11 protein-coding genes are annotated in these 13243 nt (G+C 34.9%); 8 read left to right on the top strand and 3 right to left on the bottom strand.

Translation table 11 applies throughout. The features are described from left to right. A partial coding sequence (locus tag HNR52_RS02535) for an IS110 family transposase (RefSeq protein ID WP_435619618.1) occupies nucleotides 1-898 on the bottom strand: 898 nt, incomplete at its 3' end. A 543-nt stretch (nucleotides 899-1441) separates the two neighbouring features. Between HNR52_RS02535 and HNR52_RS02530 the strand changes: the two genes are divergently transcribed. From HNR52_RS02530 to HNR52_RS02510, 5 genes are all read left to right on the top strand, one after another. Next, nucleotides 1442-3949, top strand: coding sequence for an alpha-L-rhamnosidase-related protein (locus HNR52_RS02530; protein WP_435619617.1), 2508 nt, complete (start codon nucleotides 1442-1444; stop codon nucleotides 3947-3949). 279 nt (nucleotides 3950-4228) lie between these two features. Further along, a complete protein-coding gene (locus HNR52_RS02525) occupies nucleotides 4229-5626 on the top strand; it encodes a family 4 glycosyl hydrolase (RefSeq protein WP_435619616.1) in 1398 nt (465 codons plus the stop codon). Between the two features lie 218 nt (nucleotides 5627-5844). After that, nucleotides 5845-6258, top strand: coding sequence for an NfeD family protein (locus HNR52_RS02520; RefSeq protein WP_435619615.1), 414 nt, complete (start codon nucleotides 5845-5847; stop codon nucleotides 6256-6258). A gap of 2 nt (nucleotides 6259-6260) precedes the next feature. Next, on the top strand, nucleotides 6261-7193 hold the full coding sequence (locus tag HNR52_RS02515) for an SPFH domain-containing protein (RefSeq protein WP_435619614.1): 933 nt from the start codon (nucleotides 6261-6263) through the stop codon (nucleotides 7191-7193). A gap of 102 nt (nucleotides 7194-7295) precedes the next feature. Then, the gene (locus tag HNR52_RS02510; RefSeq protein ID WP_435619613.1) at nucleotides 7296-7799 is read left to right on the top strand and encodes a flavin reductase family protein; all 504 of its coding nucleotides are present in this window, start codon (nucleotides 7296-7298) and stop codon (nucleotides 7797-7799) included. Here HNR52_RS02510 and HNR52_RS02505 read toward each other — a convergent pair whose 3' ends face one another. Next, complete coding sequence (locus HNR52_RS02505; protein ID WP_435619612.1) at nucleotides 7800-8792, bottom strand: sodium:calcium antiporter; 993 nt, start codon at nucleotides 8790-8792, stop codon at nucleotides 7800-7802. 236 nt (nucleotides 8793-9028) lie between these two features. After that, entirely contained in the window at nucleotides 9029-9112 is an 84-nt protein-coding gene (locus tag HNR52_RS02500; RefSeq protein ID WP_430349769.1) for a putative holin-like toxin, read from the bottom strand. A 306-nt stretch (nucleotides 9113-9418) separates the two neighbouring features. On the opposite strand from HNR52_RS02500, the gene galT reads away from it, so the two are divergent. Genes galT through glgA form a run of 3 tightly spaced genes read left to right on the top strand, consistent with a single transcriptional unit; the run spans nucleotide 9419 to nucleotide 13136 of the window. Then, the gene (gene galT / locus HNR52_RS02495; protein WP_435619611.1) at nucleotides 9419-10390 is read left to right on the top strand and encodes a galactose-1-phosphate uridylyltransferase; all 972 of its coding nucleotides are present in this window, start codon (nucleotides 9419-9421) and stop codon (nucleotides 10388-10390) included. Between the two features lie 9 nt (nucleotides 10391-10399). After that, complete coding sequence (locus HNR52_RS02490; protein ID WP_230197674.1) at nucleotides 10400-11977, top strand: hypothetical protein; 1578 nt, start codon at nucleotides 10400-10402, stop codon at nucleotides 11975-11977. Beyond that, entirely contained in the window at nucleotides 11970-13136 is a 1167-nt protein-coding gene (gene glgA, locus HNR52_RS02485) for a glycogen synthase (RefSeq protein WP_435619610.1), read from the top strand. The genes HNR52_RS02490 and glgA overlap by 8 nt, the downstream gene beginning before the upstream one ends. The last annotated feature ends 107 nt before the right edge of the window (nucleotides 13137-13243 follow it).

Raw genomic sequence — 13243 nt, 5'->3', positions numbered from 1 at the left:
CAGCTGCTATAGTTGGACCAATGCCATTTACTGAAGTAAGACAAAGAAATTGATTCTTAAATCCTTTGACTTCATTGGCAATGGTCTTTTCAGAAATTTTCTTCTGCTTTTCAAGATACTGTATATTATCAAGACAAGACTTGATAACAAAATTCAAAGAATCATTTACATTAGCATTGATTCTATAAGATTTGCGTACAGCATCTTGAAGCAATTTAGCTGTGGCATTAGGGTCATTAAAATGGTCTCTACCCTTATCAACTAAAAAGACAACAAGATCTTCAAGCGGTCGAGCCGCAATATCATCAAGAGTTAAAAACTCATTAAATATTTCAGTAGCAGCCGTACCAAAATTATTGCTAAAAACTTTAATCTGACATAAGCCACTAAATTTAAGAAACAGATTACTTAGGAAATAATTTTTCTCCCTGACAATACTATCAACAATGTGAAAGCGATGGCGGGTAAGTCTTTGGAGAGCAAGGTATCTAAAATCTACAGGACAAGATTTAGGAAGCCTTCCAAACCTTAATTTTTCAGCAATAGCAAAAGCATCAACCCAGTCATTCTTAGGCAAATCACCAAGAGACTTTTTAAAAGCCTTGACAGTATTAGCATTAAAAGTAGTTACAGAAGGATTAAAAGGCTTCAAAGAAGCATGGTCAGCTAAATAATACTGAATATGCCAACCATAGACTGAAGTAGATTCTAGGCCAATAAAAACCTTCTGAATGTTGTATTTATTACAACAATCCAATATATGAGACACTAAAATATTGCAACCAGAAGGATTATTATCTATAGAAAAACGAGAGCAAGCATCAATGCCGTCTTGGTCGAGAATATGAACCTTGACATCATCCAAGCTTATATCCATGCCTACAAAAAGTTTATTCAAAGCTATAGCACCTCCTTTCAAAGGTAATGGTGTAGATGAAAGTTAATTTGAGATAACCTAGCGACCAGATTATGTAGCAACCTCGCAATTAGCTATTAGTATATAAACCTTAATCCTCTGCTGCCAGGGGGTTATATACGACAAAGCAGATTTCGCGTTAGAAAAGGCAAATCTGGACCATACTTAAAAGAGCGGAAAACCCGCAAGGAGGACAAAAGCCTGTCCCATATCAACTTTACAGTATAATAATGCTACAAGTTATCTCAAAAGTAAACATAAAGGCCGTAAAATAAAAGATGTGACGGCCTGTGCCATGTACTTAATTATTTGATATTTTAGATACATGGCAATAGATGTGATTTCAAAATGGTGGTTTAAAGCAAAAGAGGCAATTTCCAATTATCAATACATTTTATTAAGTTTTAAGAAGTGAGACAAATTTATTGTCTTTAATGATAATCATACGAGGAGGTTAACTAGCCGAGCTAATAATTAATTGAATGATAGTGCTTAAATAAAATAAGCTGGGCTGAGATAAATATTATGTGTAGTAAAAATATTTATGAACCAATTGCTTATCCAGGTATGAATGTTAAAATAACTGAGAATGGCATTGAAACAGTAGAATATAAATATAATTTAAAATCTTCGATGAAATCAAGTCTTTGGAAGGCAAAATGGATTTGGTTAGATAATAAAATATATAACGATTATCAGAATTCATATTTTACTCTTTTTTGCAAAAAAGAAGGTTATAAATTTGCTATTGCCCGTTTTAGAAAAGAGGTAATATTAGAAAATAATATTAAAAGTATTAAAGCTTGGGTTAGTGCAGATGTAAAATATAGACTGTTTATAAATAGTAGATTATGTGGAAGAGGTCCTGCTGAAGTTGGCGGTGATTATGATAATAAAGATCCAATGAATTATTGGTTTTATGACAGTTACGATTTTACTCATCTTTTTAAAGAAGGTAAGAATGTAATTTGTGCAGAAGTTCTTTTGTTACCGCAAGTACAGGCAGATTATTCGATGGGGCATGGTGGCTTTATTTTTGAAGCAGAAGTTGAATATTATAATGGTAAGAGATTAACGATAATTAGCGATAGCGAATGGAAAGCTACAATTGCAGAAGCTTATATAGCTTATGATCAATATGATGGTCGAAAAGAGTTTTTTGGATGGTTAGAATCTGACTATGATGATTCAAAGTGGCACCATGCAGATGTAGTTTGTACTGCCATCGGAGGAAGATGGAATTTGATTCCGCGTGAGATTCCACCATTGATGGAAACAAAAATATTTCCCCGAGAAGTTAAAATGCCTTTTACTGAACTAGGTTATAGACTTATAAATTATCATTCATTGTTAAATAATAATAATACAAATAATACAATAGTTCTTCCAGGTGCTCCTTATACCTTTTGGCTTGATTTTGGCAAAACCTTGACAGGTTTTATACATATAAAAGCAAAGAGTGCTGCTGGAACGAAAATGATTATCGGATCTGAAGAGATTATTGGGAAAAGTATTAGAAATGAAACATTAATATTTGGAGAAGGATTAAATGAATATGAGAGTTTTTATTTACACAGTATAAGATATTTAAAAATAACAATAAGTAATATTATAGTTCCGCTGGTGTTACATGAAATCTCTGTAAATTTCATATCTTATCCTGTAAGTTATGATGGTGATTTCAGATGCTCAGACAGTCTTTTAAATGATATATATAAGGTAGGACGATGGACTACTCAATTATGTATGCAATCTTATCATATGGATTCACCCGTACATCAAGAGGCTTTGGGTTGTACAGGTGACTACATGATTGAGAGTTTGGTAAATTATTATACTTTTGGCGACAAATGGCTTACTCGGATGGATATTTTAAGAACTGCACATTTGCTTGAACAAAAGGATGGTTTAATGTTTCATACAAGTTATAGTCTTATTTGGATTCAAATGATGGTTGACTATTATTTATATACAGGAGATAGTTTGTTACTTAATGAATTAGCATTTACGATGCATATACTTCTTGAGCGTTTTGAAACTTATAGAGGAGTTTCTGGTCTTATTGAGAATCCGCCAAATTATATGTTTATGGATTGGGTTTCTATAGGTAAGTATAATCTTCATCATCCACCAAGAACTATAGGTCAAGGTTATTTGACGGCACTTTATTTTAAAGCACTAAATAATGCTATATTTATTTGTAATATTATTGGAGATAAAGAAAATGAATTGCATTATAAAGGACTAGCTGAAGAAGTGAAACTAGCATTTAACAAAGTTCTCTGGGTAGAGGAAAGATGCTTATATTGTGATGGACGCAATGGCATCGTACCTACAAAAGAAAATAAATGGCTTCCGGAGGATGCAGATGGTATTTATTTTAGTCAACACACAAATGCCCTTGCTGTTTTGTTTGATATAGCTCCAGTTAAGAAACAGAAAGATATAATGAAAAATATATTTGAAGATACAACATTAATTCAAGCTCAACCGTATTTTATGCATTTTATACTTGAGGCTGCAGCTCATGCCGGAGTTTTTGAGAAATATGGATTAAAACAGATTAAACGCTGGAAATCCTTATTAGACGAGAATTCAACAAGCCTTAAGGAGGTGTGGAGTGGTTTTGATTGTGATTACAGTCACGCATGGAGTGCAACACCTACTTATCAACTTCCATCTAAAATTCTTGGCGTTTCACCGCTAAAACCGGGTTTTGAGGTAATTGCGATAAAACCAATTTTTACTAATTTAAAATGGGCGATTGGCAAAATACCAACTCCAAAAGGTTTAATAGATATAGGATGGTCGTATAATGCATCATCATTAGAAATGAGAATATCAATTCCGCATTCTTGTAGAGCAATTATTAGCATTCCTGTTTCTAAAATAAAAAATGATTATTTAGAAATAAACAATAAAAAAATATTGATTAAAAATTCATTTATTTCTGATTTATGTATTTCTATAACAATTGACAAAAAGTCAATTGTTATAGAAATACCGGGAGGTTCTTACAATTTCTTATTTTAGCATAAAGGGAAATATTAAGACTTGTGTTAATGGGAGAGCTCAAAAATTTATTTGTGAAATAGTTAATATTTTGTAAATATTATAGCCGATAGAATAAAATGATCGGCTTTTTTTATTAAATTCGTTATTGAAAACATTGTTGACATTAAATAAGTTGTAATTAAAAAATAGATCAAAAAATACTTCGTTGAAGGTATTGCAACAACCGGGTTGAAGAACTAAACTAAGTATAAGTTTACTCAATAAAATAACATATTTTATGTCAGGAGGCTGAGCTTTATGAGGTATACAGATGGGAAGGTGCATGACATTACTATTGCTTATATCGGAGGTGGCTCAAGAGGATGGGCGTGGAATTTAATGACCGACTTAGCAAAGGAAGAAAGCATTTCTGGTACAGTAAAGTTATACGACATAGATTATGATGCGGCACATGACAATGAGATAATAGGTAATTCTTTATCAATAAGACAGGATGTTAAAGGCAAATGGCTTTATAAAGCTTGTGAGACGTTAGAAGAGTCACTAAAAGGTGCTGATTTTGTAATAATATCTATTTTGCCGGGGACGTTTGACGAGATGGAATCTGATGTTCATGCGCCTGAAAAGTATGGCATTTATCAGTCAGTAGGTGATACTGTAGGACCTGGTGGAATAGTCAGAGCTTTAAGGACAATTCCGATGTTTGTGGATATTGCCAATGCGATTAAAGAGCATTGTCCAGATGCATGGGTCATAAATTATACTAATCCTATGACGCTTTGTGTTAGGACATTGTATGAAATTTTCCCTCAAGTTAAAGCTTTTGGATGCTGCCATGAAGTTTTTGGCACACAAAAGCTATTATCTCGTGCTTTGCAGGATATAGAAGGCATTGAAAATGTTCCAAGAGAAGAGATAAAGATAAATGTCTTAGGTATAAATCATTTTACATGGATCGACAATGCAAGGTACAAAGACATAGATTTAATGTATGTTTATAAACAATTTGTGAATAAGTATTATGAAAGCGGATTTGTCAGCGATGCTAATGACAATTGGATGAACAATTCGTTTGTATCTGCAGAGAGAGTAAAATTTGATCTGTTTTTAAGATATGGAATAATAGCTGCAGCGGGGGATAGGCATCTGGCGGAATTTGTGCCGGGATATTGGTATTTAAAAGATCCAGAGACAGTCAGAGAATGGATGTTTGGCTTAACGACTGTAAGCTGGAGAAAAGAGGACTTAAAACGGAGGCTTGAAAGAAGTAAAAGACTTAAGACAGGCGAGGAAAAATTTGAGTTAAAGGAAACAGGTGAAGAAGGTGTTAGACAAATTAAAGCATTATTAGGCTTAGGCGATTTAGTGACTAATGTCAACATGCCGAACCATGGACAGATTGAAGGAATACCATATGGTGCGGTAGTTGAAACAAATGCTTTATTTTCAGGAAATAAACTAAAGCCTGTATTATCAGGGAAATTGCCTGACAATGTATTTAGCCTCGTGTTAAGGCAGGTATACAACCAAGAAACGACGTTGAAAGCCGCTTTAAAGAAAGAGTTTGATTTGGCTTTTAGTGCTTTTGTAAATGATCCCCTTGTTACAATATCTTTAAAAGATGCAAAAAAATTATTTAATGAAATGCTTGAAAATACGAAAAAATATTTAGATGGATGGAAAATAAAAGCTTGATACTCTTTATAATTACGATCATTTATTGTAAACTAAAATTGATGATCTTCCTTAAAAGAGCCGATACTTTGCGATCGGCTCTAATATATTGCCTAAAAAATTTATAGAAAATTTATAAAATAGCTTGTCTGACTACTTTATGTTGGACACATACTGTGATATACTAAGATAAAATATCAAATTTTTAACAAGAAAGGGGGATAAATACGGAAGGATTATTGACATTATGGATTTCAATAATGATAATCGGCATAGCTATTGACCTTATTACAAGCAACTTCATATTTTTTAATTTTTCCATCGGAGCCTTTTTTGCAATATGTGCAGATCTATTAGGAGCTAATACACCGATTCAGATTTTTGCATTTCTCGCAGTAGGAATTGTTTCACTTATTTTTTCGTTTAAATACTTGAGAAAGAAATTAAAGAATATACCAAAGACTTATCCCTATGAAAGCCAGTATATAGGCAGGAACATAGAGATAAAAAACGATATTGGTAAGACTGGTCAGGTGTTTTTTGAAGGCATATATTGGACAGTCCAGTCTGATGTGCCTCTAAAAAGCGGTGACAATGCGGTTATAACAGGGATATCTGGAAATAAATTAATTGTTAAGAGATTGGAGGAATAAAAGTGTTGATATTATTGCTTATCTTACTTCTCCTTATATTAATCGCAGTTTTAGCATCCATAAAAGTCGTTCAAACAGGTTATGTTTACGTCATTGAGAGATTGGGACAGTTTTACAAAGTGTTGGAGCCAGGATGGCATTTTGTGATACCATTTGTGGACTATGTGCGGGCGAAAGTATCTACAAAGCAGCAGATATTGGACATTGAGCCGCAAAACGTCATTACAAAAGATAATGTGAAAATATCCGTTGACAATGTCATATTTTATAAGGTCATGAGTGCAAAAGACGCCATATACAACATAGAAAACTATAGATCAGGTATAGTTTATTCTACTATTACAAACATGAGAAACATCATTGGCGATATGACGCTTGACGAAGTTTTGTCAGGCAGGGACAAGATAAACGCGGAGCTTCTTAAAGTGATTGATCAGCTTACAGACGCATACGGCATAAAGATACTGTCGGTAGAGATAAAGGATATTACTCCGCCAGATGAAATAAGGCAAGCGATGGAGAAGCAGATGAAGGCTGAAAGAGATAAGAGGGCTACTATACTTCAGGCAGAAGGCGAGAAACAAAGTGCCATAGCTGTCGCCGAAGGGCAAAAACAGGCAAAGATCTTGCAGGCAGAGGCTGAGAAAGAAGCAAATATCAGAAAGGCCGAAGGTTTGAGGCAGTCGCAGATATTAGAGGCGGAAGGCAAAGCGAAGGCCATTGAGGCGATTGCTGAGGCGCAAGCAAAAGCCATTGAATTGGTTAACAAAGCTATATTAGACTCAGGCACAAATGAGACTGTCATAGCATTAAAGCAAATAGAAGCGCTGCAGGAGATGGCTAAAAATCCTGCTAATAAGCTTATTATTCCTGATAAATTGGTTGGAACATTAGGAAGCATAACAGCAGTTGCAGATCTCATTAAGAATCAATAGATTTCTATACCCCGAGTTTACTCGGGGGTTTTTTATATGATTTGGTTTTTTAAAGATTAAGCTATAAAATGTATAATGTAAAAATATTACGGAGGGATGAATATGACTATTAAAGAAGTGCCTTACGATATGTACTTAAAAGAGGTGAATCAAAAGCTGACATCAAGGGGCATATTTTTGACTACTAAAGAGAATAAGCCAAACACCATGATAATCGGCTGGGGAGGAATAACGTATATTTGGGGTAAACCTGTATTCTTAGTTGCAGTGAGAAAGTCCCGCTTTACATACAGCCTGATTGAAAAATCAGGCGAATTTACGGTCAGCATACCTTTAAATGAGGATTTAAATAAAGCTATTGCATTTTGCGGAACAAAATCAGGCAGGGATTTTGACAAGTTTAAGGAGTGCAATCTTACACCTATTCCAGCCCAAAAGATTGAGACACCTATAATAGGGGAGTGCTCATTGCACTACGAATGTAAAGTCGTCTACAAACAGGATATGATAAAAGAAAATCTAGATGCTGATATTGATAAAAGATGGTATCCAGATTATCATACCTTTTACTTTGGTGAAATTGTCGCATCATACATAAAAGAATAATCAAAGCAATGCCATTAAAAAGATTGCATAGAAAATGATGCCTGACATCAAAATAAATGGGCTTAAACTTTTTTTGCTGGATGCATATAAAAGGTATATATATGATGATATAAGTGCCAGCATGGTTGTCAGCATAGTAAGTCCAGTCAAATGCCATTCTGTAAACATCATGCCTATGGCGACAGGCACAGATGATTGAAATACCATTGCACCTGTTATGTTTAAAAGGGCAAGGGTATCTTTTTTTTGTCCTATCCATAAGACAGAGTTAAGCTTTTCTGGCAGTTCTGTTGCTATAGGCGTTATGATTAATGACAGTATGGCTGGAGGAATCCCTGCCATCGCAGATACTTGCTCTGTGTACTTTATAAAGATGTGGGCGCCATAGGATATTCCCAAAAGGGAAAGTATAAGCTGCAAAAGGATGAGATGTACAGCAGGCTTTGAATGAAAATGGGCTGAGAAGTACAAATTTTTTACATCATTTATGCTTTCATCATTAGATGAGAATGTGCGAATGACGTAAACGAAGTATGAAACAAGTATAGCAATTGATACAATGTTTTTAATATCTATGTAGTTATTCACTATGGAAGTGATGACGGCTAAAGAGTACATGGTTATGAAATACGACATATCCCTTTGAAATCCAGTCAGCGAAGGGGTTATTTTTAAAGATCTCTTGTGAAATAAAGCGTATATTATTGCAGATGCACCTGTGACAAAGAAGCCAAGTGTCGACAGCATGAAAGGAGCACCGACTATCGCACCAATACCTATTTCTTCTGATGCTTGGCCATTGTGAAATATGATTGCAATTACAGGTATAATCGTCTCTGGCATTGCTGTTCCTACAGCGGCAAAGATGCTTCCGATTACTCCTTGATTTAAGTTGAACTTTTTGCCTAACCATTCTACGGCATTTGTAAAATAAGCACACGAAACCAATATAAATGTCAGGCTCATTAAAAGCATGATTGTAAGCAAAGCCAATATAAACAGCTCCTTTTATTTCTGAATAAGCGTAAGACTACACTAAATTATAATTTGGAATGAGAGATTATATTCATGGAATATTAGTTTAATAGTAGATTTAAGACAGCTAAATTTTTGTTTATTTTTTTAAGAATTATGCTATAATATAAGTAAAGAGGCAGCCGTCCGCAAAATGCGGTTGCCCTAATATCGGTTTACAAAAATTTTAAACCGCTCTGGGGCTAGCAGGGCGGTTATTTCTTCCTCGTAAAATCGAGGATTGCTATAATTAACATTCCAAACATTATCATTAAAGACAACGTTTGATATGTATTCATCATAGCAACCACCTCCTTATAAGGAGAGTGGCAACCGCACCCTGCTTATCCGACTACCTCAAGTATAATTATAGCATATATAAATGTATTAGGCACTCATCAGTTTGAGTGCTTTTTTGTTTGGCTCTCATTAAAACCGCATATATTGCGATAGATTGTAAAAATAAGATTGACATTTTATATAAAAAAGTATATTATATACTTAAGAAGTGCACTCGGTTGCACATACCTATAATTAATAGATAGCTGATTTTTCTTACTTAGTTGATTTAATTGTGCTTTTTATTTTTTGATAAGGGTGATGATATGTCGGAGATTAGATATGATATTGTTACAGGCAAGATGGCAGTTATTTCCACTGAAAGAGGGAAAAGGCCCCATGATTTTAAGAAAGCAGATGTCATAAAGAATAGTGGTGTGTGTCCGTTTTGTCCTGGAAATGAAACTATGACGCCACCTACGCTTGTAGAATTTCGTGGGGAGGATGGCATGTGGACATTAAGAGGATTTAACAACAAGTTTGCGGCTTTTAAAAAAGATGTGAATGTGGCTAAGCATGAAGGTGAATTGTACAAGGTGGATGATGGGTATGGTGTGGCAGAGATTATCGTTGAAAGCCAGCATCATGATATGACTTTGGGGCAGATGGAAGTAGAAGGCATTGAGAACATCATGAAGGCACTCATCTTAAGATACGATGATATTGCGAAGGATGAGAAGATTAAGTACGTTCAGATGTTTAAAAACTTTGGTGCAAACGGTGGTGCTTCCTTAGAACATGGACATTGGCAGATTATGGGCGTATCATTTGTACCTGAGATTTTAGAGAGAGAGCTAAAAGGCGTTGAAAGGCATGAGGCAGATACCGGAAGATGCCCTTACTGCCACATCATCGATGAAGAAATGAAAGAAAAGGCAAGAATCGTTGCCGAAAATGATAAGTTTATAGTTATATGCCCTTATGCATCGCAATTTGCGTATGAATCATGGATAATTCCTAAAAAACATGTCAAGGCTTTTAACGAGATGGACGATGATGACATAAGAAGTCTTTCATCATTACTTAAATTGCTTGTAAAGAAGTATGAAGATCTTTTTGACAATCCACCGTACAATATAGTCATTCATACAGTGCCACATCATGATAGACGGGATTTTCATTGGCATGTAGAAATATTGCCAAGGCTTACCACATTTGCGGGATTTGAGCTTGCAACAGGAGCGTATATAAATCCTACACCGCCAGAAGAAGCAGCTTCAATCTTAAGGTTAGATTAATTGAAAGGAATGGTTTATGTGCACATTGGAGAAGGAGATTTTGATGGTTTCTTGTCGAAGATGGATTATATTGTAAAAACCATCAAAGATGACAAGGTTCAAGAATTCAGATGGTTTCAGGAAAAGGCCTCTTATATAAAAGACAAGATGCTTTTTGACTATGCTATATTAGGTATTGATAGATCGTTTATTATTATTGCAGCACTTATAGATTTTATTTTTGAAACCATAAGCGGTGAAGAAAAAAAATCTCGGTATTATTTTCCTATTATTGTAAGAAAGAATTCTTTTGATGATAGCTGTCTTGCCATATATGATGGTGGTGATTGCGTGTACGGAGTATATGATGCGGTTGACGATGTGGAGTACATCAGATGCTTAGATGATATATTAAGAAGTGGAAGGAAAATTGAGTTTAAATCAGGTAGCCGACTTAAGCCTTATATGATTTTAAACCATGACATATACAGCTCAAAAAGATTAAACAACAAGTCCAGCAATAGCCTTACATTGCTTAGTAAAAACGAGATAGTTAAGACTTTTAGGAGAATGGCTAATGGCATGAATCCCGATCTTGAAATGACTTACATGCTTAGAAAGTACGGTTTTCATGATGTTCAGGATATTAGAGGGTATTTTTTGTACGACGATGGTAAAGGAACTATATACACTCTTTCAATGTTTTCACAGTACATCGAAAATGTAGAAGACATGTGGCAGTACACACAGAAATACTTAAAAGAGCTTCTAAAAAAATACGACGGTAGCGACTTTGTAAGCTTTGTATACAAAAATTGCGGTGATTATATAGGCGAAGTAAAAAAGATAGCAGAACTTATTGCCAATATGCACATTAAGCTGTCACTTATTAATGAAGGCAATTTTGGCGTCTTAGAGCCCGATGAGTCTAACATAGATGAGATTATAAATCAGATAATATCTAATTTTAATTTGCTTTTGGATTATATGAAAAATCAGGATTACAGTGGAGATGTCGAAAGCCTTATAAAAGAAATAATGGATGATAAGAATTTATTGATGGAAAGCATCGAAAATATTAAATCTTTATCGCCATACTTTGGCAAATATCTAAGATGCCATGGTGATTTGCACTTAGAGCAGCTTTTAAAGAAAGAAGACGGTTATATACTTATAGACTTTGAGGGAGAGCCTACAAAACCTATTTCTGAGAGGAGTAGGCACATGTCACCTTTAAAAGATGTGGCTGGCATGATAAGGTCATTTGATTATGCCGCTTACTCACAGTTTTTTGCTCACAAGGAAAATGGTGAAGATGGTATTGATTTAGAAAAAGTAGAAAATCTTTTGTCCGCATGGGCAACCGTTATAACAAACGTATTTGTTGAAAGCTATGTAAATCTAATCGATGAACACGATGCAGATTTAATACCTGATGAAAAATACATTACTGCCATTTTAGCCTTGTTTAAGCTGGATAAAGCTGTGTTTGAAGCAATTTATGAGGTCAACAACAGGCCATCTTGGTTTAAGATACCTTTAAAGGGCATTATTGAGTGCATAGATGAATTAAAAAATATTTCAAGTTTGGAGGTATACAATGGATAATTTGAAGGTCACTTTATTTACGAACGAGTTTCCGCCTAATATTTACGGTGGCGCAGGTGTCCATGTGGATTATTTGACGAGGGAATTGTCAAAGCTTATGAATGTTGATGTCAGATGCTTTGGAGATCAGGATAATCATTTTGAAAACATGGAAGTAAAAGGCTACAGAGAATGGGAGATGTTAAAAAAAGCTTCTGACGATAAATTTAAAAAAGTGTTAGGACCATTGACAACAGATATTGCCATGGTAAGTGATGCGATTTCGTCAGATATTGTTCACTGTCACACATGGTACACGTTTATGGCAGGTTTTCTGGCGAAGATGCTTTACGATATACCGCTTATTGTCACTATTCATAGCTTGGAGCCTCTTAGGCCTTGGAAGGAAGAGCAGCTTGGAAATGGGTATCACCTAAGCACATGGATGGAGAGGACAGGTGTTGAGGCGGCAGACAAGATAATAGCTGTCTCAAATGATTCTAAAAAAGATATCATGAAGTGCTACAATGTGCCAGAAGATAAGATTGAGGTTATCTACAATGGGATAGACTTAAATCAATACAAGAAGACGGATTCAAACATGGCAAGAGAAAAATACGGAATAGAGGGAAGGTACATTTTATTTGTAGGAAGGATATCAAGACAAAAGGGAATAATTCATCTTATAGATGCTGTAAAATATTTGCCACAGGATGTAAAAGTCGTGTTGTGCGCTTCATCACCTGATACACAGGAAATCAAGGAAGAGATGGAGGAAAAAGTCAAGCTTTATGAAAACATCATCTGGATTGACAAGATGGTTTCAAAGGAAGAAGTCATAGAGCTTTACAGCAATGCCGATGTTTTTGTATGTCCATCCATATACGAGCCTTTTGGCATTATAAATCTTGAGGCAATGGCATGCAGCACGCCGGTTGTTGCCAGCGCTACAGGTGGAATAAAAGAAGTAGTCGTAGATGGAGAAACAGGATTCTTAGTGGAGCCTGGCAATTCCTATGAATTAGCTGAAAAAATCAATATTCTCCTTGATGATAGGGATTTGGCTGCTTTATTCGGTGCAAATGGCAGAAGGAGAGTAGAAGACATGTTTAGTTGGGAATCAATTGCAAAAAAGACTTATGACCTTTACAAAAATGTCATCGAAAATTACAAAAAATAAATTGATTTTTTGAGAGCCTAAAGGCTCTTTTTTATTGTGCCATTTACTTTTAAATTTTGCGATAAAGTTGTATACTATTATTAGAAATTTTTGATTGGAAGGTAATT

It is taken from the genome of Thermoanaerobacterium thermosulfurigenes (assembly GCF_051201035.1).
Lineage (GTDB): Bacteria > Bacillota > Thermoanaerobacteria > Thermoanaerobacterales > Thermoanaerobacteraceae > Thermoanaerobacterium > Thermoanaerobacterium thermosulfurigenes.
This window is presented reverse-complemented; position numbering and strand designations above follow the sequence as displayed.